Origin of the sequence: Sphingobium sp. AP50 (assembly GCF_900109095.1) — a bacterium.
GTDB lineage: Bacteria > Pseudomonadota > Alphaproteobacteria > Sphingomonadales > Sphingomonadaceae > Sphingobium.
In genome coordinates this window covers 1-25007 of sequence record NZ_FNYZ01000007.1, presented here as the reverse complement: position 1 = coordinate 25007, position 25007 = coordinate 1, and the positions used below count along the sequence as shown (strand labels likewise).

Sequence of the window (25007 nt, the reverse complement as noted above, 5' to 3'; positions counted from 1 at the left end):
TTACTTGCCCGATCCCAAATCTCCCCAGCTGACAGGGGAGGAGGGGGAAGGATCAGTAGGCCACCGCTCGGCGTGGCACTTTTCAGGAGACAATCCATGCCCCTCCCGCTTTTCACCGCGGCATCCGATCCCGCGCGTCAGAAGGCCCATGCGCTCGCCGCAGCAGCCCGCGCCCTGGCGTCTACGCTCCTTGCCGGCCAACCCATCACACGAAAGTCTCTTCGGCAGCATATGGCGCGCTGCTTTGGATGTACCGACGCCGATGGGACATGGTCGATGCGCGATGCCTATGATGCGCTCGAAGCGGCCCAGGTCATCACCTGCCTGAAGAATGGCGGCGCGCTTTTGGGACATAGTCCGGCTGAAACCCTGGCGCAGGTCCGCGAACTGGCCGACCGTCTTCCCACCCAGACATACAGGACCGAAAGGCAGATCGCGCTCCAGCAATTTTCGACGCCGCTGCCGCTCGCCTGGCTTGCCAGCCAGGCAGCCATGCCAACCGTTGCCGATATTGTGCTCGAACCCTCTGCTGGAACGGGTCTCCTGGCTCTACACGCCAAATGTGCTGGTGCTGCCCTCCAGCTCAATGAACGGGATCCCGTTCGCGCCTATCTGCTGAGCGAGATCATGGGCATGCCCGTCACATCCCATGACGCAGAATATATCGATACGCATCTGGCTGCTCTGCCAAGACCCGACCTCATTCTCATCAATCCGCCCTTCGTGCGGAGCGAGGGTCGTGGAGACGACCGCCATGCTGGCGCGCGGCATTTGCGTTCAGCGCTTCAGCGTCTTGCCGACCATGGCCGCTGCGTCGCCATCATGCCACCAGGCTTTTGCGCCGATGGCAGTGGCGCGACGGGCTATCAGGCCGTTGCAAACCTTGTCCCGCCCCGCCTGGAGATCACGCTTGCCGGGCAAACTTTCGCCCGGCACGGTACCAGTATCGCGGTGCGCCTGCTGGTCTATGACAGAAACTGGACAGGGATAGCCCAGCGTGAGGCGCTCGATTGTCTCGACGACGCGCTGGAAGTAGTCCTTTCTCTTCCGGCGCGGCAGATGCCGGTTCGTCCGATGCCACCAGCGGGAATGTCGCTGATTTCATCTGCGCCGATACGTCTCAAGCCCGGTCAAAGACCTCTCATGCTGGGGCAGGCAAAGATCCGCACCCCTGCAGTGCCCAAGGGTTGCGCCGCCATCGACTCAGCGCCCCGGCCACTGGATTATGCCGTCCTGGAGGCGCCAAATCCTGCGGGCGATCAAATTGGCATCTATGTGCCTTGGCGGCTGTCGCGGATCGCCATTCCGGGCGCCACGCCCCATCCCGACAGCCTGGTCGAATCGATCGCGATGTCGTCGATCCTGCCCCCAGTGCCCAGCTACACGCCGATGTTGCCGCCATGCGCCGTAGCCGCCCTGTCCGACGCGCAGCTCGAAACGGTGATCTATGCCGGTCAGGCATTTGAACGGGACCTTCCGGGGCGTCACGCGCCGGATCCCAAGGGGACGTTCCTCTCACCAGACGCGACCGGCAAAGCGTATCGGATGGGCTATTTCCTGGGCGACGGCACCGGGGTTGGCAAGGGCCAGCAGGTCGCCGCCTGTATTCTCGACCGTTGGTGCCGCGGGCAGCGCAAGGCCGTCTGGATCTCCAAAAGCAGCGCCCTCATCGAGGATGCCCGTCGCGACTGGGCCGCGCTGGGCGGCCTTCCGATCGATATCCAGCCGCTCGATGCCTTCCCGCTTGGAACGCCGATATCGATGGAGAGCGGCATCCTGTTCATGACCTATGCCACGCTCCGCTCGCAACGCCATGATGAGGCATCCCGGCTTTCGCAGATCCTGGCCTGGCTTGGCGCGGACTTCGAGGGCCTGCTTTGCTATGACGAGGCCCATGAAATGGCCAATGCTGCCGGGACGCAAAGTAGCTTTGGGAAACAGAAGGGGTCCGAGCAGGGGCTGGCGGGTGTCAGGCTTCAAAATCTCCTGCCCCGCGCCTGCGTGCTTTACGTGTCGGCCACCGGCGCCACCGATCCGGCCAATCTTTGCTATGCGATACGGCTGGGCCTGTGGGGACCGGGTACCGCCTTTGAATCGCGTGCTGCGTTCATGGCGGGGATTGCCGACGGCGGCATCGCCGCCATGGAAATCGTCGCGCGTGATCTGAAAGCCCTTGGTCTCTATACCGCGCGGGCCCTTACCTTTCGCGGCGTCGAATATGAGCCGCTGGAGCATGTGCTGACGCTCGAGCAGATCGCGATTTACAATGCCTATGCGGACGGCTGGGCTATCATCCACAAAAATCTCGAGCAGGTGCTCATGGCGAACAACATCGTCGATCGAATGACGGGCAAGGCTCTTAATGCCCAGGCCAAGGGATCGGCGCTCTCGCGATTCGAAAGCGCCAAGCAGCGCTTCTTCAGTCAGGTCCTGGTGGCCATGAAACTGCCGACGCTCGTGGCTGCCATCGAGGCCGAACTCGACGCCGATCACCAGGTGATCGTCCAGTTGGTGACGACCGCCGAGGCTATGCTGGATCGCCGATTAGCGTCCCTCTCAGCCGATGACGCTGCCCATCTCGACATCGAACTGTCGCCGCGCGAGGCGATGATCGATTATCTCCAGACGGCCTTCCCGACCCGTATGATGACGGTGTTCAAGGGAAGCGACGGCTATGACCGCTCGGAACTGATGGTCGATGCCGATGGTAACGCCGTGCATTGCGCAGAGGCCATTGCCCGACGCGACGAGCTCATCGAACGCCTTTGCGCACTTCCAGCGATCGGCATGGCGCTGGATGATATCATCGCACGCTTTGGAACAGATCGCGTTGCCGAAGTCACCGGCCGCTCGCGTCGGTTGATCCTGGACGGCAATGGCCGCCAGAAGATCGAACGGCGCAGCGCCCGCTCCAACATCGTTGAGGCGCAGGCCTTCATGGCCGGCAGCAAGCCGATCCTGATCTTCTCCGATGCCGGCGGCACCGGCCGCAGCTATCATGCGGATCGCAACTGCCCGAGCGCACACCGGCGGCGCATCCATTTTCTCCTCGAGCCGGGCTGGCGGGCGTCCAACGCCATCCAGGGTCTTGGCCGGTCGAACCGGACCAATCAGATGAGCGCGCCGGTGTTCAGGCCGGTCACGACCAACTGCAAGGGCGAGCGCCGGTTTATCAGCACGATCGCGCGGCGGCTCGACAGCCTGGGTGCGCTCACCCGCGGCCAGCGGCAGACCGGGGGTCAAAATCTGTTCGATCCGGCGGACAATCTCGAGAGCGACTATGCCAAGGACGCCCTGCGGCAATGGTATAGCCTGCTCTTTCGCGGCAAACTCATAAGCACAAGTCTTGCCGATTTCATTGCGATGACGGGCCTCAAGCTGCTTGACGAGGACGGCGGTGGCCTGCTTGACGATCTCCCGCCCATTCACCGTTGGCTGAACCGCCTCCTTGCCCTGCGGATCGAGACCCAGGATGCCATATTCGACGAGTATTTGGCGCTGATCCAGGCCCGGATCGACGAAGCGCGCGATGCCGGTACGCTTGATGTGGGCGTTGAAACCATCATGACCGAGCGCATCGTGGTGCTGGAGGAAACCCTCCTCCGCCAGGACCCGGCGACGGGTGCCGAGACCCGCCTGGCGCGCCTGGAACTCCATCATCGCCGCAAGGCCCTCGCCTATGCGCGGCTCATGATGCAGTGGGGACAAAGCTCGGGTAACCGCATGCTTCGCAACGAAAAGTCGGGTCGGGTCGCGCTTGCCACACCGTCCTGGCCGGTCATGAATAACGAAGGCGAGCCCATCCGCATGTGGATGCTGGTGCGGCCTACCGGTCAGGAGCGCATCCGCGATCATCGCCTTGCCGAAAGTGCCTGGGTTTCAAGTGCACCAGCTGAGTTTGAGCGGCTGTGGCATGCCGAGGTCGATGAAGCGGCGGCCAAGATCGACATCGAAACCATTCACCTTGCAACCGGTCTGTTGCTGCCTGTCTGGAACAAACTACCGGACGATGATGTGCGCGTTTGGCGCGTCTCGGATGCCGCCGGCAACAGTCTTCTGGGCCGTATTGTGTCCCCGTCGGGGGTCGAAAAGGTCGGCAAAGCCTTCGGGGTGGCCAACACGCTCGCGCTCACACCTGCCGACATGCTGAGGGCCGTTCAGTCCGGGGAGACGCTGTCCGTTCCAGGCCTTGAGGACGCCAAAATGGCCCGCGTTCGGGTCAATGATGCCACGCGCCTCGAAATCCGCAACTTTCCGCCCGGACGTCTTGAATGGCTCAAGTCCCTTGGGTGCTTCACCGAAATCATTGCCTACAAAACGAGGCTGTTCGTGCCGACGGACCGCGCCGAGACGATTTTGCGTCGCATCGCTGAAGCCGGGGTCGAATATGGCAAGCTGGTGGCAATGGTCGATGGCCCCACCTGACTTCGGCGCCGGAGGGAAGGGGGAAGGGGATAGTGTCCGATGAATGGTCCTCGGACACAATCCCTGGAGCTCAGACATGGAAGATCCAACCACACAAAAAGCCGATTCAGCACCGATCATAACCCCAGACGATGTCTGCCTGCGGTGGGGCCGCCATGAGGCGCTCGCGGCCAGGCTCCTGCCGGTCAACAAGGCGACGCTCCTCTCCGCGCTCGCGGCGGTCGGCATCGCAACGGTCATTATCCGTTTCGACGGCTGCGGAGACAGTGGCCAGATCGAGGAAGTCGAGGCGCTGGATGCCAACGATGTCGGCCTCGAGATCCCGGACGTGCCTGTCGAGATGCTGGAACAGCCATGGAACGAGGAGCTTGCTGTCGCTGCAACGATGCCCCTTACTGCGGCGCTCGAAGCCCACGCCTACCGACTCCTGGGCGCAACACACCCGGGGTGGGAGAATAATGATGGCGCCTATGGGGAGTTCACCTTTGATGTCGCGAACGCGACGATCCGTCTCGAACATGCCGATCGCTATGTCGCGACGGAGGATTACAGCCACGAATTTTGAGGAGCGCTGTCATGGGACATTGCTATCATCATGCGCTGTCGAGCGCCAAAAAATGGGGCGGGGAGGCCGAGGATTATCTGGCCCTGCATCAATGGTTCGACGAACCGTCCAAACTCATCATTGCCGACTATCGCCATCGGGCCTTGCGCCACCATGCCGAGGGCGTCTTCATGCTCGAACATTTCTTCGGGCCGACGATCATGATTTCCACCGGGCGGGTGGTGCCCGTCCGGCTCATCGGCGAACAGCATGTGATTGAGGATCTGGGCTATATTCCGTCATTTGCCGACTGGGTCCGCTGCATCCGCCCCGAACCCTGGATGGGGCGTGCGCAGCCGATCCATGCCTCGGTCGATCCATTCGCTATCGCGGCCTGAGCGCTGAAGCAGTGTCTGCCCCCGCCGGTGGACAGCCCCCACTTCTGACATAATGGAGATATCCCATGGCAGATTATTATGGCCAGTGCGTCGTCACGCCGTTCATCCCGGTAACCGACATGAACCCCGCCGAGCGATTGCTCCTCAACTCGATTTTTTCCCACGAGACCAGCGACGATGAAGTCTACTTCTTTGCCGACCCCTGGCGGGAAATGAACTTCGTTCTTCATCTCGACGAGGTTCGCGCCGCTCTCTCGGCATCCCCCGCCGATTGCGTCGCCTCCTGTTTCCTGACCGATTGCGTCACGCAGAACGATGACCAGCACGATTTTCTGGAAGTCGATATGGACGACCACTGGATGGAGGTTCTGCAGGATATTGTCCGGCGCTCGCCAAGCCTATCCCACATCGCGATCGAGACCGCCTACACGTGCTCGCGGATGCTGTTCGATGGCTTTGGCGGTCAGGCCATCCTCATCACCGCACAAGCGATCGATTCCATGTCGACGAGCCAGTTCATCGATGATGCCCTCAGCAGAATTACAAGCGAGCCGAGGGATACGTCCGAACGAATCATATTGTAGAGATATATCTACATTGATTGCAATGGCGGCATTGCCGTGGTATGGAGGCGGTGCTGTGCAGGAGTGATCGATGGGCGTGACAAGCTTTTCCAGTAGGGAATTCAACCAGGACGCGGGACGCGCCAAGAAGGCCGCGATGCAAGGCCCAGTCTTCATCACGGATCGCGGCAGGCCCGCGCACGTTCTCCTGACGATGGCCGACTATGAGAAGCTGCTAGGCAAAACCACCTCACTCCTCGACGCCATAGCCCAGACTGGCGGGGACGATTTTGCATTCACGCCGCCGCGCATGGGCGCGATCACCCGAGCCGCCGATCTCGACTGATGTATCTGCTCGATACCAATGTGATTTCCGAGCTGCGCCGACCCGACAAGGCCGACAAGAACGTTGTCTCCTGGGCGGCAAGTGTTCCAGCGGCACAGTTCTACTTATCCGTGATCTCGATCCTGGAAATCGAGCAGGGAACGCTGCAGCGCGCGCGGCGCGATCCCGTTCAGGGTGCTCAACTGCGGGCCTGGATCGACATATTAGTCCTGCCGACATTCGCTGGCCGCATCCTGTCGATTGATACAGCGATCGCCCAGCGTTGCGCGGCGCTCCATGTGCCCGATCCTCAGGCCGAGCGTGATGCGCTGATTGCTGCAACCGCCCTCATCCATGGTATGACGGTCGTCACGCGCAATGTCGCTGACTTCAGCGCCACAGGTGTAGCACTCCTAAATCCCTGGGATTCGCTGCTAGCCTGAACCTTCTGTCGGCCGCCACATGCGCTGCGCGAGGCGCTTAGCCTCGTTCGCATAGCGCGCGAGCGCAAACCAGTTTCGACATGATGACCCCAGATATTTCCTCTCGTCAGGGCCGCCGATCGCGCGCCTGCTGGGCAGAAGGGAAGGGGGTGGAGGGTTTGCGGCGAGGGTCGGGACTGGGTTTCCGTCGAATCGCCGGTCAACCCTTCAAGGAGACTGTCATGAACATGTCCGCACCCGCCGCGCGTCCCGCGCCGCAACCTTATCGCGTCGATGTCACACGCGGCCAGAACAACTCTCGCGTGTCGTCCGAATGGTTTTCGCGTCCCGACGACGAGCGCTTTCTCTCCCTTGGCGACCTGTATGACAAGGTCCGCACCCGGGCTGACAATGCCACGACACGCATCGTCGAGAGCCGGGCCGTTCGCGTCGAGGCCCGGACCGATGACCCGGAACGGCTGATGCTACATGTGCCAGGAAGGTCCGACCCGGTGCTCCCGACCCACTGGTCCTTTGGGCAAATGTGTAGCCTCGTGGGCGCTCCGGCATCCTATCTTCGTGGCCTTCCTGCGCCGCTCGCTGGGATCAATATGCAGCACGGGCTCCTCGCGCACCGCGGCGAGCAGGTGAAATTGCTCGAGACCCAGAATGGCCGCACCGAGCTTCGTGCCGTTACCGGACCCGATTATGGCCGGATCTGGGATCATGAACTGGTGGCCGCCGTCATGAAAATCGCGGGCAACGGGACCGGCGACACCCGCTGGAAAGTACCCGGCGTGCTCGACTGGCGCACCATGCACTACAACCCTGTCATCGACATCACCCGCGACAATACGACCCTCTACGCCTCAGATCGGGATGTCTTCCTCTTCCTCGTCGACGACCTCAATCCGATTGAGGCGGGGCGGCTGCCCAATGGCGAACCCGATCTCTATTTTCGCGGCTTTTACTGCTGGAACAGCGAGGTCGGATCGAAGACGCTGGGCGTGGCGACATTCTATCTCCGCGCCGTGTGCATGAACCGCAATTTGTGGGGCGTCGAAAATTTCGAGGAAATTTCGATCCGCCACAGCAAATTTGCCGCTAACCGATTTGCGCATGAGGCCGCGCCCGCGCTGACGCGCTTTGCCGACTCCTCGCCATCCGCCTTCATCAGCGGCATCAAGGCGGCGCGCGAACGGATTGTCGCCCGCAAGGATGAGGATCAGGAGAGCTTCCTGCGAAAAGCAGGCTTCTCCAAAGCCGAAACCTGCAAGGTCATCGCGACCGTGCTCGCCGAAGAAGGCCATCCGCCCCAGTCCGTCTATGATTTTGTCCAGGGGATCACCGCGCTCGCCCGGACCCGGACCAATCAGGACAGCAGGCTCGAACTCGAAGGCAAGGCGCGACGCTTGCTCGAACGGGCCAACTAAACCCCATCCCGGGCGCAGAGCGTCCCCGCACAAGGATTTTCATCATGATCGCGAACATCTTTACCGCCCTCCGTACGGAGGTGCGGAGCCCCCTGCGTGCGCCTTTCTGGCGTAGGCTCGTCGTTCTGCTCGGCGCGCGCGCTCGCGGATGGGTCACCGGGATCGAGGTGCACCTCGACGCCGCGGCGCCACCCGCGATCGCCGGGCCCGCCGTCAGCATGGCACGCCTTCCCGACTTCACCCTCGACGTGGTGACGATCGACGAGGGGGAGACGGAGGTTGCCCCGTCCACCGCTGGCGTCTGGGTCCGGGCCTGGGTCCTTGTCGATTGGGCGGCCCTTCTGCCAACCGCTATGCCGCGGGCACTGAACACGCACCATTGGATGGCATTGGCTGGCCTGCCCGACGAGGCGCGCACCGCCTATCTGCTGCACCGGATCGGCGGCCTCGACATCGATCAGGTCGCCTGGCTCCAGGCTTGCGACGTCCTCATGGTCGAACGACGGCTGGCGCAATGCCTGTCCGCCATCGCCCACCATCTCGACCGGCCAATGTGATGAGGGTGTCGGGAAGTTTCGCCGGATCGGCGAAGCTTCCGCTTGATCCCTGGGCGCCGCTGAAGAAGATTTGTTCGCATGAAGCTCACCGACAGCCTAGCGGCGAGGCGGCAAGTCTATGCCCGGTCCACAGCCGCAATGCCCGATATAGTCGTTATCGACATCCCCGCGCGATATGCGTCGCCGAGCCTGTCGCTTGGCCGTTTCTACCCAATCATGGTGGAGACGGAACTCGAGATGATCGAACTGGCGCACTTTCTGGCGCTTTGCCGTCCCGATCTTGTCGCGCCCGATCTGCTCGACCATCGATCCTCTGCCCTGCAGGCACAGCCTATCCTGCTTTCTCATTATGATCCGCCCGAGCCCGGCTGGCCCTATATCCTGCTGTGCCAGTGGCCATTGTCCTGCACGCAGCTTGTGCAGTCGAGCCGAGCGCTTTTGGCACGCGGCGCCTATACGATAGAGATGTTTACAACCGCGTTTGATCGCTGCAAAGCGACAGAGGTTTTGCAAAGGTCCCTTTGCAATCATGGCTTGGGACCCGCCCTCATAACGTGCTGAACGGTCTTGGTCGCCTCGGGCTACCGCTCGATGAATTGCCACCTGGCCCGACGCCGCACGAGAAGCCGTGCGCCGTCCCTGGAATCGAGGACATCCCTGGCGATGGACCGTTCCGGTTCAGCCCACCGGTCCAGTATCCTTAGGCTTGCGAAGGCGTCCAATCCGCTTGGCTGGCGCGGCGCCGTTATCAACCGGCGCGGCATCGATCGGAGCGCTTGGCTTGTCTCTTTTCGTACGGGGGCGTTTGGCTGCTGGCGTAAGAGGTGTTTCGTCGGCTGGGACACTCGCAATCTTGGATGCGGCGACCTCAGTGGCATCCTGCGGTGTTGCAGGCTTCGCCTTTGGCGATTTGACCGCCCTTGGTTTCTGCACGCTGGTGTCTTTGGGCTGACTCTGGGCTGACGCGATGGAAAGCTTGCCGCGACGGGGCTTGACCGCTGGCGTGGTCGTGCCCTTTTCAGGCGCTGCCAGGTCGGCAGACGCCGGTATAGTGTCTGGCTGGGGAGGTGGCGCAGGGGCTGGCGTAGGGTCGGAAACGACCTGCTCAGACTGGATCGACTCTGCGGATGAACGGCCCTTTCGACCAAGCCCGATACGTGCGGCCGTGGCGCGCCGCTGCTCGGAATAGACAGGCGCGACCAATGGATAGTCCTTGGGCAGGCCGTAGCGGCTGCGATATTCTGCCGGGGTCATGCCGTGCATACCGATATGGCGCTTGAGCGTCTTGTACGGCTTGCCGTCGATCATGCTGAGAATATGCTCGGGTGAAGCCAGGCTTTTCCGCACACTGACGGCCGGGACAGGGTCTGGCGCCGACGCGATGACCGGCGCAGTTTCTCCTGAAAGAGCCTGGCGAGTCTTTGCAATCAAATCGGGCAGAGCTTCAGCGGCAACGCTGTTATTCCCGACATAGGCACTCAAAAGCTGCACGGTGAGCGTTGTGAGATCGGGCTTTTCCGCGTCCGTCATGCTTTACTCCATAGCTTGGTCAATCGAGCAGCGTTCTTCTTCGTCTTGAATGAAGATCAAGTAAAGTGCCGTAGATTCTGAACTCTTCGCCGAACGATCCTGGCACAGCGCGGGGTCGCCCGCCTCATGCTTCGCTCATGCCGCTCGACGGAGATCTCTGCAAATATCAGTCCTTGACTGAGGGTTGCGGTGCTTCTTCCCCTCGCGCAACATCAAGGGCGTGCTGTAACCGCATCGCGACGATGGCGTCCTCGTCGGCCTCGAGTTCGGCGAGCGCCTTCTCCATATAGGCGATCGCCAGCGCGCGTCTCTGTGCTGTGTTCGATTGTGTGGACATGTGCCGCTCCCGGCCGCTCAGCCGGCGGCACGCCTTGTCATGAAGATGCAAGGCGTGCGGCCCCTGAGAACCGGGTGTTGGAAAACCCGCCAGTAGACGAGCGCGAGCACCTTTAGCCGGGTGGCCTGGACATATATGCCCGCCACCCGGTCGTTAGGAGCAAACGACCGGCTCTACTGGAACGAGGTTTCCACGCCTCGGCCCGCCTGCTGGCGGACGCCCCAAGCCTTACTGAAATATGGGCAAAAGCCAAGCCGTCTTACGACGCGGACGACAGGCGTTCGCGCGATCCATCACCGCTTCGGGTATTAGAAGGGGAGGAGGAGGCTGAGCTGTGGGCCGGGGCGAACGTCGTCCGGCGCTTTCCCAGGAGACATTTCATGACCCACAGCATTGGATCGCCAGTCGATGCCGCACACGCAATCGCGGGCAACGAACCCCTTCTCTACAGCGAGACACCCACTGACGAGCGGGGCAATTTCGCCTATACCGGCGACCTGTTCCGCGCACGCGAAGACCTTGCATCCCTATGCGCCCGGATCGATGTCCATCTGCGCTGCCAATTTCCCGCGCTTGGATTCTCGCTCGTCCGCACGCGCTTTGCGGGCGGGCGAAAGATCAAGCTGGAGATCGCCGACACGCCTATGGACCTGCGAGACCCCCTGTTGCGGGACGCGTTGCTCGCCGCGGTCCGCGACCAGATCGAGCGCTTCGGTTTTATGCGTTCGAACATCTATCAGGACTATATGTCGGTCAGCTTCTTCAGCGAGGTCGCGATCGGCAAAGATTATTGGATGCGCTTGGCAGCACGAACGGAGCTGCAAAATCCAGTCGAGCCCCGCTTGTCGCTGGCCCAGTTCAAGCGCACCATCAAACCAGGCGACATATTAAGGCTCATCCATGCGCCCTGGGACGGGCGCAACCTTGGCATCGAGCGCAGGGTCGATGCCGTGCGGTCCGGCGATATCATCATCGCCGGATCCTATCTGACCCTGCCGCGCGCTGCCGGCTTCGCCTGCGATGGACGACAGATTCGTATCGCCATGGGCGATGCCACCGACCCCGACGCCCATCTCCTCTATGAATGGACTCGCTGCAGTGATTGATCCCTGGGCCCGCGGCCGTCGGCGGGAAGGCGGTCGGGCAGCGGTCCACTCCCGTGGCGCGTGGATCAGGCCAGAAAACGAACCTCGACTGGCGGAACGCCGGCTATCGTGGCCCTGATCGTCTCGCCGGGTTTGATCGGCCCAACCCCTCGCCGGCGTGCCGGTGAAGATAAGATCGCCCGGTGCCAGCGCGACATAGGTCGATAGGATCGTGATGATCTCAGCTACGCTCCAGATCATCTGCGACAGATCGCCGGTCTGTCGCGATGCACCAACGATAGTGAGGTCGATGGCGCCCGCTGCGGGTGGCTCTCCCGGTACGAGCAGGCCGATCGGCGCGGACTGATCGAACCCCTTTGCCATGTCCCAGGGTCTACCCGCCTTTTTTGCCGCAGCCTGGAGATCGCGTCGGGTCAGGTCCAGACCAACTGCATGGCCGTAGATGCAGGCAGACGCGTCCGCGACGGCGATATGCGACCCACCCTGGCCCAGGTCGGTCACCAGCTCGATCTCATGATGTAGGTCCTGCGTGCGCGCCGGAAAGGCAAGGTACGCGCCGCTCGGCACGATTGCATCGGCGGGCTTGGTGAAGAAGAACGGCTCCTGCCGGTCCGGGTCCGATCCCATCTCGCGGACATGGTCGGCATAATTCTGTCCCACGCAGAAGATACGCCGGACTGGAAAGCGTGCCTTGCTGCCAAGAATGGCATTGGATGGGGCAAAGACAATCGGAAGCGCAGGGCTGCTCGTGATAGCGGGCGACCCTTCAAATCTGGACGGCTTCCTGTGACGGGGTTGCGAGCCGTGGACAATCGCCTGTGCGCTCGGCTATCGGCACGCCATGAGCATCACGGCCACCATCATGAACGCCGCCACCGGCCGGCCTATCCAGAAGATGATTTTCGGTCGTATGCCTCAGCGCTATGCCACCTTCACCCTCGAATCGGGTGAGCGGGTCACGGCCGAGCGCATCGATGTCGGTAAGCCCGCGCCCGGCAAGTTCGCATCCCCTGTCGATATCTTGGTGACGGTCAAGCAGCCCGCTCTTTGAAACGGGCGTTCTGAGCGGCCGTGTAAACAGCTGCCGCACCGCTTCAGTGAGATCGACGCGCGTCTTAGCGGCCAGGAAGCGCCGGAGAACCGATGCCCGCGGCCCGCACGACCCGATACATGTCGGCGCGCTCCGCCATCCTTGCGACCAGCCACGCAAGATGACCGGCTGCATCCTGCGGCAGCAGGGTACCCACGGTCTCGTAAAGCAGGCGCTGATATCCCAGATCATCCCGCGCCAATATATCGCCCAGATGGCGTACGGCTTCGCCGTGGGCGACCGGTACCTTGTCCTGCGCCTCGCTCCAGACCAGCGTCACCGCGTCCGCCATTTCCTGCGCGGCATAATAACCGCTGTCGAGACCCTCACCCAGTGATAGCGCCGCCAGCGCGCTGCGTATGTCGGGCAGATCCGGGTCATTGACCGCATCGATCAGCGGCAGGATGAAGTCGTAATTGGTTAGCCAGGCGCGCATGGAAGGTCCCCGTTGAAGCTTGGTCATCATAAGAACATAATGGCAACATGAGATCAAGCGGTGCGGTGCCGTCAGGGACCACGCGCGACACATGCCCGAGGCCCGGCGCAGGTGATCGAGCGCCAGCAGGCATGTTCGAGGTTGCAGCAAGGAGGGGTTTTGGCGGATGCCCGCGTCGCGGGCACCGGGGCTCTTGTCGGAGCTGTGCTCCGATCGGGCCCGGCTGCGCCGGTCCCGTCCCTTCGGGCTTCGATCCCCTTCCGGGAAGAGCAAAGGCGAGGGCCTGCCGGGGGAGGGTGGCGCGGGCCGGTCGGCCCGTGCAGCGGGCATGGGAGACCAGCCTGTCCGATACTCTCTCCTGGGCGTGAAATCATAGCTCCCCATTGCGATGGGGAGGATGGGCGGCTGCCTGGTGCCTTCGAGCGAGGCCAGCGCCAGCCCCCAGAGAAAAGATGGGTCTTTGAAGAGTGTCGCCGAAATGGGTTCGGAGAGACATTCGCAAAGGATAGGCACATGAACATCGGTGAAATCAAGCAGCAGAACGGACGTCTGTTGGGGGCGATCGCGACCCGCAGTATCGATCTCCCCCAATTAGGGCTTCGTCCGGTCCAGAGCCAGAACGAGCGGGCACCCGCCTACGAGATCGTCACCCTCAATGTCGGCAAGCGCTGGGTGCAGATCGGGGCGCTGTGGCCGCAGACGTCCAACTCCACCGGCGAGGTCTTCCTCCAGGGTTCGATCGATGATCCCAGCCTTCCCGAACCGCTCTCGATCGCGCTCTTCGGAACCGATGAGGAAGGCTATCGCGTCGCCTGGCGTCGGCCCCAGCGGCGGGACGATTTCGGACCGGTCACGCGGGGCACGCGTGGCAGCGACACGCCATCGGGTGGCGGCTTTGGGGACAGCACGGCAGGCGCCGACGGGGGGCTGATGGGCGCGGGCGGCGACATTGATGACGAGGTCCCCTTCTGACGACGGGAGCCGGCCGGGGGCGTTCCGCGCGCTCCCGGCCTCCGTTTCCTCAACCGCTTTTATAAGGACATGTCGTCATGACCCAGCATCAACCCATCCGCAGGATCGATCGCTTTGCGGACCTACCTACCCTTTATGCCGAGATCACCGCCACCCCCGAATTCCAGGCCGCCTTTGGCGAGCCGCTTGGACTCTCGATCGTCGAATTTGGTGACGAGCCGGGCGAACATGAGATGCCCGAGCCGCTCGCGGCCCAGGCGGAATGCGGCGGCGTGATCGCTGCCATCTTCGACCTGTTTACGGGCACGAGGCTCGAGCCGCTCGCAGCCGAAATCGCCTGGGGCTTCGTCAACAGCTTCCATTTTACAGCCGGCAAACTCGAGCGCCGTGAACAGGCGCTGGCCGACGAGGTGGGGGACATGGCCCGTCGTCAGGACCCCTCCGAAATATTCAACCGGGAGATGGAGGACAAACAGCTTCTCTGCCAATCGACCACCGAACAGCGCGAGGCGATGGAGTGCATGCGCGACTATGCCGCCGAAATGTATCGGGCGCTCAGCGGTCGGCCCTGGTCGCCCGCGCGCGGCACGAAGGCGTCGTCCGCCTCGACCGCGAGCCAGATCGCAGCGCTCGATTTCCTGCGTGCCCGCCAGCTTGCGACCCGCGAGCGGCATGCGCCGCAAGGCCCGATCGTCGTGGTGTCGGGACCGGCCTCCTGGCACGACTGGGCCAAGATCTGGGAGCGGCTTGACGAGATCAAGCGCCGGGTGCCGCATATGACGCTGGTCACGACCGGCCAGCGCAAGGGCGTCGATCAAATCGCGGCCGCCTGGGCGGCGCGCAAAGGCAATGGCGTGCCGCTGGTGGCCTACGGCCTCTTCGGCGGCGGCCGCAAGGCGCCCTTCACGCGTAATCGCAAACTCGCTGAGCTGCGCCCCGTCGAGGCGATCCTGTGCGAGGGGTCGGGACTGCAAGCGAACCTCTACCAGGTCCTGCGTGAGGCCGGCACGCCGATCCACGCCTTCCGTGTCAGCGATCAGGCGCCTGCGCAGCAGACGCCGACGCGCATGCCGGTTTGACGATCTGCCGCCGCATTTTCCTCTGGTCCAGGCCACTGAAACGGTCTGGACCGTGTCCACCATGGAGGCCCACATGGCTATTCCAGACCATCATCTGAAGAATTTTCGGACCCTGATGCGCGCCGCCGAAGATGGCAATCTCGCGCTGATGGAATGTCGCGACGCCGTCACCGACGAAAAGCGTTTCGTGCTTTGTGGCGTCGGCCGGGATGGCAATGACTATGTTATGACGCCCTTCGGCCATCTTGCCGAGGGTAACCCGTTCGAAGCCTATGTGCCGCCACAAAGCCGGCCATTTGGTGCTCCCCATTGAGCGGGACGTTTACCGCGCTCATGAGGGTTCTGGACCGGCTGCGCTGCGCGCTGCCCGTCTTTTTTATGGGCTGTGCAGGGCGAGGATTCGCGCTTGAAAGGGTCCGCGACGGAGAGGGTGTGCCAAGATCCCAGCGTCGCCGGGGGCATCGAGCCCCCGACAACGCTGCCTCTTCTTCTCTCAACGTATCGGAAGGATGGCACGGGGTCACCGCCGGCCTCAAGGACGACGGGGCCCCACCATTTTTCCTGGCGGGTGACGTCGGCGCGCCATCGTGAGACCTGGTCGCGCCAGAAAAAATCGTGACCCCCATCGCCGCTGCGCGGTCGCGGCTGCGCCGCGCTCCTTGACCCCGTCGGCCGGAGCCCGTGCGGAAAAGAGAACCTCTTGAAGAGATTTTCAAAGGAGGTTTCGATGACTTATACAACTTCATCCACCAGCCACGACCGTTTTGCACAGGCCTTCACCGAGACAGTCGATCAATACCGTATCATCCCGGGCGAAGATCCGACCGACGCGCCGATGCCCGACCCGGTTGCAGTCGAGCATGCGACCGAAATGCTCGTCCGCACCATCTTCGACGTGCTGCAGGACACGCGGCTCGAATCCATCGCCGACCGGATTGCCTGGGGCGTCGTGCACAGCCTGCATAAGGTCACCCAGCAGATCGACGGGCAGGCCGACAAGGCCGCGATGAGCGTCAAGGCGCTGATCCGCCAAGCCGATGGCAGCGAGGTCGGAACCCGGGAACTGGAGGAGGCGCAGCAACTGTGCCAGTCGCTGGACGAGACGCGCGATGCCCTGGCTTGCATGCGCGACCACGCCGCTGCCACCTATCTCGCCGAAACCGGGAAGCCCTGGGCGGCGCCGCAAGCGTCGCTGACATCTTCCAAGCGCACCGCATCGGTGGTGGCCGCGACGGACTTTCTAGCGGCACGACGGCAGCGCAAGATCGACGCGCATGCGCCGCAAGGGCCGGTCGTCATCTTCTCAGGCGGGCAGGTCTGGGAGGACCATCGGCTGCTCTACGACCGGCTGGATGCGATCCGCGCGAGCGTGCCGGGCATGATCCTGGCGACGACCGCGCAGGACAAAGGGTGCGACGCCATTGCCGCTGCCTGGGCCGCGCGCAGCGGGTGCAAGCTCATCGCCTTCACCCTCAACCGCCGCCTTGGCAACCGGGCGGGATTTGCCCGCAACGAACAACTGCTCGGGTTGCGGCCAGTGGAAGCCATCGTGTGTGAAGGGTCGGGCCTTCAGTCCCATCTGGCGCGCGAAGTCCGCAAGCAGGGCATCCCCGCGCATTTCTTCCGGCTGGCAGACCAGAATAGCGGACAAGGACCGAAGGGCGCTGTCTGACGAAGGCAAGGGACGGCGGGAGCATCTTGCTCTCGCCGTCCCTTTTTTTGTCTCGACCTATCAATATCGCCCCACTCGGGAACCCGGCAAGCCGGGTCCGTCGCAATGCGATGCGCAACCGGAAACAGCCGGTCGCGGCCAGCTGCGCGCGGTTACACCGTGCTCGCTGCAGGGACGCCTTTGGCGGTTGATTTTGAAGAAGTAGGCTTCCTTTCGGAAGCCGGCGGCATCGCTTTCAGCGCTGCGAAGCTTGCCTCTCCGCCTATCCGGATGGCCTCTGTCAGCAGGTCCTTGAAGATGCGCTCGCTCATGGCCTCCACGGGGAGGTCTCGAACAATATCGGCATATTTGCCGCGCAAGGCGCGGCGGGCTGTTTCTACCTCTTGTGCGGCTCGGCGTTGTCGCGCTTCGAGTTCGGCAAGGCGCTCGCGTTCTGAAAGTTTCGGCATGACCATAACTCCATATTGAGAGGTCTGCCCGCCGACTATGATGATCCAACATGGAGCGCTTTGGCGCAAGACCATTTCAAAAAGAAGAACCCCTCCGGGGAGCCACGCCCGTGCCCGGTCGAGGCTGGCGCAGCGGCAGGCCGCTGCGAAGGAGCAGACGCACGGCGCGGGGCCGTTTGTAATGCACCCTACGCACGGGTGCTGCCGCGCATTATCGGTTGTAAAATCAGATGGATAGCGTGGTAATACGTGTAGTCATTTTAGAGGGCATTTTGTGGTCCGGGGACCACTAGCCTCGGTCAGACAGCCTCAGAACCCATGATTTGCTAGGAATGCGGCTCGTGGTCCATGGGACACCGCAGCCGCGATTGTAAAAGACGAGATTTGTGGGTATAAGGGCGATGCTTTACGACATCCGACGGGGCTCCACTTGATGGAGCGGCCCTGTGGTCAAACTCAACTTTCGTATCGACGACACGCTGCATGCGCGCCTGGTGCGGCGCGCCAATGACGCTGACCTTACCCTTTCCCAATTCTCTAGATCTGTCTTGGCGCAGGCCGCCGATCCTGATCGTGGCTATATTTTCACGTCGAATGACGAAATCCTGGCGACCTGTCTCCAGATCTATTCGATCCTGGTAGTCGCAGTCGGTCGCCGCTCCCCCGAGGCAATCGAGCAAGGAATGGAGGAGGCGCGCATCCTCCTCGAACAGCGCGGACTGCTCGCGCCTCAGCCGGATGAAGGCGGTGGCTTTGCCACACATGATCCTCGTTCGCAGAGTGACCGGCGATGAGCATCTTTCGTAACGATACGCTGGGATCCTGGACCCGGGGCGGGCAGGCCATTGTCCACAATGTCCGCATGACCACCCAGGTCTTTTTTCAGACGATGACGGCCTGCCTGGTGCTGTGGATCATTGGCATTCTCTGGTATTGTCTTGAGACCCTCACCGATTATCAACGCTATGTGCTGGTGCAACTCGCGCTGGCCAGCTTCCTCCGTGACGCGACACGCGGCGGCAGCGATCCGGTACCATTTAAGGCTCCCGACGGTCATCAATATTGGACGAGCGCGGATGGACTTTTGGCATCGGGACTGGCCCGCAGAACCCTTGATGCCGGTGAAGCTGCGTTGATCACGGGCGCGGCGATTGGTGGAGTAGGCGCTCTGCTGGCCTTGCTCTGGGCTTGGTATTATTTCACGCGGACGGGACGAGGTCTCGGGTCCAACCAGTTTCTGCGAGGGGCAAGGTTCGGCACGACAGCGATGGTTCGCAGAGCCCTTCGCCGGCGGCGCAAGGGGAGCCTTACAGTTGGCGGCGTGACGGTGCCCCATGCGTTCGAGCCGGAACATGTCGTACTTTGCGGCGCGCCCGGGACAGGCAAAACGAATATCATCACAACCATGCTCGCCGGCATTCGGCGAGACGGAAAGCGCGCAATCGTCTACGATACGGCGGGGGCGTTCGTTGAGAAGTTCTACCGTCCGGATAAGGACATATTGCTCAATCCCCTCGACGAGCGGACCGACCATTGGTCCCCTTGGGTCGATGTCCCACGCGACTATCATTATGATCAAATCGCCCAGTCCACGATCCCCGACAAGGTCGGTGATCCCTTTTGGGCACGCGCGGCACGAGGCACGCTCGTGGGGGTCCTGCGCAAGCTTGCTCGGCAGAAGCATACGCTCGTCTCGATCCTGCTCGACCGACTGCTTCGCTCAGGCCTGAAGGATCTGGTGGCGTTTGCCGAGGGGACTGAAGCGGCCGCGTTCATTAGCATGGAGGGGGACCGGACCTCGGCCGGCATTCAGGCCGAGCTGGCGTCGGTGATGCGCAGCTTTTCCTATCTGGACGACACCACGAACGGCTTTTCCATCCGAAGCTGGGTTGAAAATGAAGACGATGACAGCTGGTTGTTCATTACCGTCAAGGCCGACCAGTTGCCGTCACTACGCCCCCTCATCACGGTGTGGATCGACATCGCGATCGGCGCGATCATGAGCATGGCGCCCGATCCCGACCGACGGCTTTATTGCATCATCGATGAATTGCCCACGCTGCAGCGGCTGCCTTCGCTCAGCGATTTTCTGGCCCGCGCTCGCAAATATGGCGGATGCGGCATTCTGGGTTTCCAGTCGTACCCCCAGCTGGAGGCAACATACGGCATCCAGGATGCAGCGGCCATCACCGGCTATTGCTCGACCTGGATTGCCCTGCGCGCGAACGATACCCCGACAGCTAAACATGTTTCGGAGAATCTGGGCCAGGTCGAGCAGATCGAAGCCAATGAGGGCATGTCTTATGGTGTAAACGACATGCGCGACGGGGTGAACCTCTCACGCATGCAGGTCACCCGGCCGCTCGTCATGCACACGGAGGTCACGAACCTTCCAAACCTATCCGGATTTCTGCGGTTCGGTCGCGACCTCCCGGTGGTCCGGTTCAAGGATAGCTATAATTCGCTCCCCACGATTGTGCCCGCCTTTATCGAGCGAACAACCCAACCCATACGCCTCCCACTCGCCGACGAGATCATCGAAGCAAACCGGAGCGCGACAAGGGAAGGAGAACGCAAGCCACAGCGTCGGCAGTCCTCTCGGACGACAGGAAAGTCTGCCAACAGGGATGCGCCGGGTCAGAGATCCGGACCGAATATTACGGCTAATCGTTCGCCCGAACTGCCGCTTTCCCGAAATGGCCGACCATCCCCGGGATCCGAAGGCAAGGAGGTGAAAGTAACCCCGCCAGCGACACTGGGGCCTCGCGCGGGTTCCAGAACCGTGCCCCTTCTGCGTCATGGTCGAACGAACGATAAGCCAGGAAAGGCCGACCCGGCATGATCCATCCGCGACGCCTTTCCGGCTCGCCCGGTAACATTGCCCGCTATTATGCGATCGGCGATTATTATTCGAAAGGGAGCGACGAGCACAGTGAATGGGGCGGCCAGATTGCCTCTGAACTGGGTCTGCAGGGTAGGGTCGATCCGGACGTCTTCCGCGAATTGCTTTCAGGTAAAGTTGCTGGCCAAGAGCTTGGCCGACACCGGTCCGATGGAACGCTCGAGCACCACCCCGGCTGGGATTTTGCTGTCAATGCACCTAAGTCCGTTTCGATTCTGGCGCTCGTTGCGCAGGATGGCCGGGTCATCGACGCGCATGAGAAAGCCGTGGGTCAGGCACTCTCCTGGATAGAGGAGCATGCGGCTTTTCGCCGTCGTGATAGCGGAAAGATCGTCCATGAGACGACGGCGCGACTAATCTTTGCACGCTTCACGGAACATGCGAGCCGAGAACTCGACCCACATCTCCATACCCATGTTGTCATCATGAACATCACCAATAGGGCATCTGGAGCGCCAATGACCAGCGTTGAGAGCAGGGCTATGTTCGCCGAGCAGATGGTCGGCGGACAGATATACCGAAATGCTCTCGCCATTTCCCTTCGGGAACTCGGCTACGAGATCGAGACCGATCCGAAAAAAGGGCTGTTCGAAATACGGGGCGTACCGGCCGATCTCGTGAAGGCTATGTCCCAGCGTGCCGAGCAGATCAACGCGCATGCTGCCGAACATGGACATAACGGCCAGGCGGCCCGGGTCGCATCCTTCTATCAGACGCGCGGTCCCAAAGAGAAGGTGGGAATGGCCGACCTGCAGGATGCTTGGAAGGAGAGGGCAGGGGGCCTTCTTCCGCAATTGCACGATCTGAAAGATCGTGCCGAGCGGTCAGAAACGGGGCAGATTGTCGTTGATCCGATGACCGCTCGCCGGGCTGCGCTGTTCGGAATCAGGCATTTGGAGGATCGGGAGGCGGTCAATAATCAGGGTCATTTGCTCCGTGTTGGCCTTGCGGCTCATGTCGGTGAAGTTACACTCTCGGACCTGCGTCCCCTTATCGTCGAACATGAGACGCGCTCAAAGCTGCTCGTAACGCGAGAGCAGACGGGCGACGGGCTTCTCGCGAGGGGCAGGACCAGTCGCAATACGGCGCGGCTGGAGCTTGCCCTAGCCCGGCATCTGGCGCTTGCCATGGATGACGCCCCGCGTCTCGCGTCAAGCGTCCGACTACTGGTGGCACTGGAAACTGCGGAGCTAACCCCCGCTCAGGAGCAGGCCTTGGCTCAACTTGCGGAGTCACGCGATCGCTTGCTCGGCGTTCACGGCGTTGCCGGAGCTGGGAAATCGACCCTCATCCGAGCGATGGCCGCAGCCGTCGATCCTGACATTCGGATGCTTGCCCTAGCGCCCACATCCTCCGCTGCGGCAAATCTGGGAGACATGGCGGGAATAGAATCGCGGACCGTAGCGAGCCTCATCGCCGGCGGTGGACATGGTATCGATAGTCGCGATGTGCTCGTCATAGATGAAGCCGGCCAACTTGGGAATCGGCAAGCGCTTCGTCTTCTAGAAATCAGCCGCGACACCGGCGTAAGGCTCCTTCTGCTTGGTGACAATCGTCAGACCGGCGCGATCGAACAGGGCAAGGCGTTCTGGTTATTGCAGCGGCTAGGACTTCCGAAAGCAGAACTCACCGAGTCGATGCGGCAGCAAACGCGTCTCATGCGGCATGCGGTCGCGCTGGCCCGAGAGGGAGACTATGCCGGGTCAATCGACAGCCTCGACAAGGTCGTGAGCGGCAGCGGTCCAGATGGCTTGGCGCGCGATCTCGTGTCTGAATGGACGCGGCTCAAACGTGAAAACCGGGATAATACAAACATTCTGGTTCTCGACAATGCCAGCAGGATCATCGTGAACGATCAGATCCGTTCTACCCTTCGGAGGGAAGGCGTGATCGCCGCTCAAGATGTGACGCTGCAGGTTCTAACGCCTTCGCCTTTGTCTTCTGAAGAACGACGCATGGCTCGCTTCTATTCCAGAGGCCAGGTCGTCATGTTTAGCCGCGATGAAGCGCGCCAGGGTATCGCACGGCAGGTCGAGTATCGCGTCGCTGGGCTCGGCCGGGAAGAGAATGGCAGACAGGTCGTTCGTCTTGTGGACGAGCTTGGCCACACGATACGATGGGATCCGCGACTGACGCGTGCCGCTCAGATCAACGTCTTTAACGCCGAGGAGCGAGGCGTCGCGGTCGGCGATCGAATTCAATGGCGCCTAGCGACCAAAGACCTTGGGCTTAAGAATGCGGAGCGCGGGACAGTCATTCAGCTCGATGGTCCGATCGCGAGCATCAGGTGGGATCGGGCCAAGGACGTCCAATCCGTCGATTTGACCCGCTTCAAGACTTGGGATCATGGCTATGCGGAGACCGTATATTCTTCGCAATCCAAAACCTACGCCCGCGCCTATATACTGGCCCCAGTAAACTCGCCGCTCGTCAACGGCCAGAATTATTATACTGCCATCACCCGCGCGCGGTTCGGCGTGAAACTATGGACGGAGGACCCGGAGAGGCTTGCCGACAGGCTCATCCGCCGAACGGGCGAAAAAAGATCGGCGCTCGAAGGGCTGGGGCGGCTTGATCCTAACCATGCAGAGGCGATTCGGACCCGCTATGGCGATCGCCTCCGGGTCTCTAGGGTAAAAACTGACGCGGAGCGGCGGGACGCTGCATTAGAACGGCAGATGCCTATCCGTCACGGCGGCATCGCTGAAGTGGCCCGTTCGGCAACGGATGCGCTGACAGCACTTATCCAGCGGGTGTTGGCTAAGGAGCGGTCCGGTGAAAAGGACCAACCCACGCAGCAACCCAATCGCGCCAGAGACGACAAGCCTTATCGCGGACACTCGCGATGAGTGCGAAAGCTTCTGGTCTAGCCTTTTGGGTGTTACCGGGCGGTATTATCACCCTGATGAGAAGGTTCTTCGTCAACCGGGGGATCGTCATGCCCGTGGTCCTGATCGTTGCCGTGACGAACCCGGCGTGGCCGAAGAGCCACGCTGTCGTGGGGTCTTCGAATAATCATGAGGCCGTAATTGCAGTGTGTGTTGAGAAAGCATCCTCGGGCCGGAACTGGCTGCGGCAGACGCTTATGGCCTTGCGAAAGCAGGAAGGTGGCTGGATCGGCGCGGAGGTACGCAATGATAACGGCACGCATGATCTCGGACCAATGCAAGTAAACAGTTGGTGGGTGCCTCGGATTGCACGTTTGATCGCGCGCAACGAGGGCCAGGTGAGGGCATGGTTGCGGGATGATGCATGCTTCAATGTCAACGTAGCTCGCTGGATATTTCTTTCAGCGCTTCGTGATAGCGGCGATTTCTGGAAAGCAGTTGGCATCTATCACAGCCCGACGCGTTGGCGGCAAATTCGATACGCACGAAGCGTTTCAGCCCTTATCCATAACCACTAGTTACAGTTCACCATAATGCCCATTCTCGGCGGTTCGGAATGTAGGCATTCGGTGAAGGCCGCGGATCAGGCGGCTTCGCGTTGATCTTCGGCGGCGCGCCAATTCCATGGCAGCAGTTCATGGAGACGGTTCTGAGGGATGTCGGCGATGCGGCTGAGCACATCGGCAAGCCAAGCCTGCGGATCGATGTTGTTGAGCTTCGCCGTGCCAATGAGGCTCAGCATGAAGGCGGTGCGCTGGCCACCACGATCTGAACCAGCGAAGAGCCACGATTTTCTTCCAAGGGCTATGCCTCTGAGCGCGCGTTCCGCCGCGTTGTTCGAGAGGCAGATGCGGCCGTCATCGAGGAACGCGGTGAAGGCCGGCCATGCCTTGAGCATGTAATCCATGGCCTCGGCCACATCGCTGTTCTTTGACAGCTTTGACCGGTTGTCGCGCATCCATTCTTCCATATCGGCAACTAGCGGTGCGCTGAGTTCCTGCCGAAGGGCGAGGCGCTCCTGTGCCGGCTTGCCGTTGATGGCGCGTTCGATATCGAAAATCGCGTCGATACGGCGAACCGCCTCCACCGCCAGCGGCGAGATAACGGCCTTTTTTCGGCGCTTCTTGAGCTGCGCGGCGATATCGGCCAGCTCGAAGAAATAACGGCGCGCGTGGCTCCAGCAAAGGGCGCGGGTTAGCGGCGCCGGCAGGCGGTCGCCATGGAACAGGGCATTATAGCCGGCATAGGCATCAGCCTGAAGAATGCCTCTCCAACCGCGCAGATGGCCCACAGGATGCTCGCCCCGCCGGTCGCGGGAATAATGGAAGATCGCTGCGGGCGGTGCCGGTCCGCCAAAAGGTCGATCATCCCGAACATAGGTCCAGATCCGGCCCGTATCGGTCTTGGTCTTGGCCAGCACTGGCACCGTCGTATCGTCGCCATGCAATCGCTCGGCGGCAAGGACGTGGGCTTCGATCAGCAGATAGAGCGGCATCAGCGCGGCGGTGCAGATGCCGACCTGATCGGCCAGAGTGGAAAGGCTCAGGTCCACGCCTTCCCGGGCATAGCGATCACGCTGGCGGTTAAGCGGTTGATGCGCACCGAACTTCTCGAACAGCAGCATCGCCAGGAAGCTGGGACCAAAGAGCCCGCGGGGCGTCACATGGAACGGCGCCGGCGGTTGCGTGATCTTCTCACAATCCCGGCAGGAGAACTTCTCCCGCACGGTCTGGACCACCTTCCACTGTCGCGGCACGACCTCAAGCGTCTCGGTGATATCCTCGCCCAGCTTGCACAGCCGTTCCGAGCCGCAGCAGGGGCAGGCATCGGGCGCGGCGATGACGACGCGCTCGCGCGGCAGATGCTCGGGCAAGGCCTT

24 protein-coding genes and 1 pseudogene are annotated in these 25007 nt (G+C 61.9%); 19 read left to right on the top strand and 6 right to left on the bottom strand.

Annotated features, from left to right (window positions below; translation table 11 throughout):
- The first annotated feature begins 96 nt into the window (after positions 1–96).
- The 9 genes from BMY84_RS13175 to BMY84_RS13135 all read left to right on the top strand — a co-directional run bounded on the left by BMY84_RS13175 (position 97) and on the right by BMY84_RS13135 (position 9228).
- Positions 97–4425 (top strand): strawberry notch family protein, encoded by a 4329-nt coding sequence (locus tag BMY84_RS13175; RefSeq protein ID WP_093084443.1) that lies wholly within the window; start codon positions 97–99, stop codon positions 4423–4425.
- 76 nt (positions 4426–4501) lie between these two features.
- Positions 4502–4990 (top strand): DUF6878 family protein, encoded by a 489-nt coding sequence (locus BMY84_RS13170; RefSeq protein WP_093084441.1) that lies wholly within the window; start codon positions 4502–4504, stop codon positions 4988–4990.
- Positions 4991–5001: 11 nt separating this feature from the next.
- Positions 5002–5367, top strand: coding sequence for a DUF6915 family protein (locus BMY84_RS13165; RefSeq protein ID WP_069066773.1), 366 nt, complete (start codon positions 5002–5004; stop codon positions 5365–5367).
- Positions 5368–5432: 65 nt separating this feature from the next.
- Positions 5433–5951, top strand: a complete 519-nt coding sequence (locus tag BMY84_RS13160) for a hypothetical protein (RefSeq protein ID WP_093084440.1) — start codon at positions 5433–5435, stop codon at positions 5949–5951.
- A gap of 70 nt (positions 5952–6021) precedes the next feature.
- Entirely contained in the window at positions 6022–6276 is a 255-nt protein-coding gene (locus tag BMY84_RS13155; protein WP_093084438.1) for a type II toxin-antitoxin system Phd/YefM family antitoxin, read from the top strand.
- The gene (locus BMY84_RS13150; RefSeq protein ID WP_177204008.1) at positions 6276–6698 is read left to right on the top strand and encodes a type II toxin-antitoxin system VapC family toxin; all 423 of its coding nucleotides are present in this window, start codon (positions 6276–6278) and stop codon (positions 6696–6698) included. The genes BMY84_RS13155 and BMY84_RS13150 overlap by 1 nt, the downstream gene beginning before the upstream one ends.
- A 221-nt stretch (positions 6699–6919) precedes the next feature.
- Positions 6920–8110 (top strand): DUF932 domain-containing protein, encoded by a 1191-nt coding sequence (locus tag BMY84_RS13145; protein ID WP_093084435.1) that lies wholly within the window; start codon positions 6920–6922, stop codon positions 8108–8110.
- A gap of 44 nt (positions 8111–8154) precedes the next feature.
- Positions 8155–8667, top strand: coding sequence for a hypothetical protein (locus BMY84_RS13140; protein WP_093084434.1), 513 nt, complete (start codon positions 8155–8157; stop codon positions 8665–8667).
- Between the two features lie 78 nt (positions 8668–8745).
- Positions 8746–9228 (top strand): hypothetical protein, encoded by a 483-nt coding sequence (locus tag BMY84_RS13135; RefSeq protein WP_093084432.1) that lies wholly within the window; start codon positions 8746–8748, stop codon positions 9226–9228.
- Positions 9229–9345: 117 nt separating this feature from the next.
- On the opposite strand, the gene BMY84_RS13130 is transcribed toward BMY84_RS13135, so the two are convergent.
- Together BMY84_RS13130 and BMY84_RS29735 are read right to left on the bottom strand one after the other, a co-directional pair.
- Positions 9346–10197 (bottom strand): MucR family transcriptional regulator, encoded by an 852-nt coding sequence (locus tag BMY84_RS13130; protein WP_093084431.1) that lies wholly within the window; start codon positions 10195–10197, stop codon positions 9346–9348.
- A 166-nt stretch (positions 10198–10363) separates the two neighbouring features.
- A complete protein-coding gene (locus BMY84_RS29735; protein ID WP_177204007.1) occupies positions 10364–10534 on the bottom strand; it encodes a hypothetical protein in 171 nt (56 codons plus the stop codon).
- A gap of 380 nt (positions 10535–10914) precedes the next feature.
- Here BMY84_RS29735 and BMY84_RS13125 point away from each other — a divergent pair, with 380 nt between their 5' ends.
- The gene (locus BMY84_RS13125; protein WP_256215232.1) at positions 10915–11640 is read left to right on the top strand and encodes a hypothetical protein; all 726 of its coding nucleotides are present in this window, start codon (positions 10915–10917) and stop codon (positions 11638–11640) included.
- Between the two features lie 198 nt (positions 11641–11838).
- Here the strand turns inward: BMY84_RS13125 and BMY84_RS30815 are convergent.
- Positions 11839–12267: pseudogene (locus tag BMY84_RS30815) on the bottom strand (fumarylacetoacetate hydrolase family protein); the annotation flags it as partial.
- A 214-nt stretch (positions 12268–12481) separates the two neighbouring features.
- Between BMY84_RS30815 and BMY84_RS13115 the strand changes: the two are divergent.
- Positions 12482–12691, top strand: coding sequence for a hypothetical protein (locus BMY84_RS13115; RefSeq protein WP_093084429.1), 210 nt, complete (start codon positions 12482–12484; stop codon positions 12689–12691).
- A 64-nt stretch (positions 12692–12755) separates the two neighbouring features.
- On the opposite strand, the gene BMY84_RS13110 is transcribed toward BMY84_RS13115, so the two are convergent.
- On the bottom strand, positions 12756–13166 hold the full coding sequence (locus BMY84_RS13110; RefSeq protein ID WP_093084428.1) for a hypothetical protein: 411 nt from the start codon (positions 13164–13166) through the stop codon (positions 12756–12758).
- A 513-nt stretch (positions 13167–13679) separates the two neighbouring features.
- Here BMY84_RS13110 and BMY84_RS13105 point away from each other — a divergent pair.
- From BMY84_RS13105 to BMY84_RS13090, 4 genes are all read left to right on the top strand, one after another.
- Complete coding sequence (locus tag BMY84_RS13105; RefSeq protein ID WP_093084426.1) at positions 13680–14138, top strand: DUF736 domain-containing protein; 459 nt, start codon at positions 13680–13682, stop codon at positions 14136–14138.
- Positions 14139–14215: 77 nt separating this feature from the next.
- Positions 14216–15217 carry a DUF2493 domain-containing protein gene (locus tag BMY84_RS13100; RefSeq protein ID WP_093084425.1) on the top strand — a complete coding sequence of 334 codons (1002 nt, stop codon included), beginning with the start codon at positions 14216–14218 and terminating at the stop codon, positions 15215–15217.
- 73 nt (positions 15218–15290) lie between these two features.
- Positions 15291–15530, top strand: a complete 240-nt coding sequence (locus tag BMY84_RS13095; RefSeq protein ID WP_093084423.1) for a DUF6117 family protein — start codon at positions 15291–15293, stop codon at positions 15528–15530.
- A 414-nt stretch (positions 15531–15944) separates the two neighbouring features.
- On the top strand, positions 15945–16889 hold the full coding sequence (locus tag BMY84_RS13090) for a DUF2493 domain-containing protein (protein WP_093084422.1): 945 nt from the start codon (positions 15945–15947) through the stop codon (positions 16887–16889).
- A 152-nt stretch (positions 16890–17041) separates the two neighbouring features.
- On the opposite strand, the gene BMY84_RS13085 is transcribed toward BMY84_RS13090, so the two are convergent.
- Positions 17042–17338, bottom strand: coding sequence for a hypothetical protein (locus tag BMY84_RS13085; RefSeq protein WP_093084646.1), 297 nt, complete (start codon positions 17336–17338; stop codon positions 17042–17044).
- Between the two features lie 446 nt (positions 17339–17784).
- On the opposite strand from BMY84_RS13085, the gene BMY84_RS13080 reads away from it, so the two are divergent.
- Genes BMY84_RS13080 through BMY84_RS13065 form a run of 4 tightly spaced genes read left to right on the top strand, consistent with a single transcriptional unit; the run spans position 17785 to position 23646 of the window.
- Entirely contained in the window at positions 17785–18132 is a 348-nt protein-coding gene (locus tag BMY84_RS13080; RefSeq protein ID WP_093084420.1) for a hypothetical protein, read from the top strand.
- Entirely contained in the window at positions 18129–20180 is a 2052-nt protein-coding gene (locus BMY84_RS13075) for a type IV secretion system DNA-binding domain-containing protein (RefSeq protein WP_093084419.1), read from the top strand. Before BMY84_RS13080 ends, BMY84_RS13075 begins: the two co-directional genes overlap by 4 nt.
- Positions 20177–23089 (top strand): MobF family relaxase, encoded by a 2913-nt coding sequence (gene mobF / locus BMY84_RS13070; protein WP_093084418.1) that lies wholly within the window; start codon positions 20177–20179, stop codon positions 23087–23089. Before BMY84_RS13075 ends, mobF begins: the two co-directional genes overlap by 4 nt.
- Positions 23086–23646 (top strand): lytic transglycosylase domain-containing protein, encoded by a 561-nt coding sequence (locus BMY84_RS13065; protein ID WP_237236404.1) that lies wholly within the window; start codon positions 23086–23088, stop codon positions 23644–23646. The genes mobF and BMY84_RS13065 overlap by 4 nt, the downstream gene beginning before the upstream one ends.
- Before the next feature lie 65 nt (positions 23647–23711).
- Here the strand turns inward: BMY84_RS13065 and BMY84_RS13060 are convergent.
- The coding region (locus BMY84_RS13060) for an IS66 family transposase (protein ID WP_143074994.1) at positions 23712–25007 on the bottom strand (1296 nt) is incomplete at its 5' end.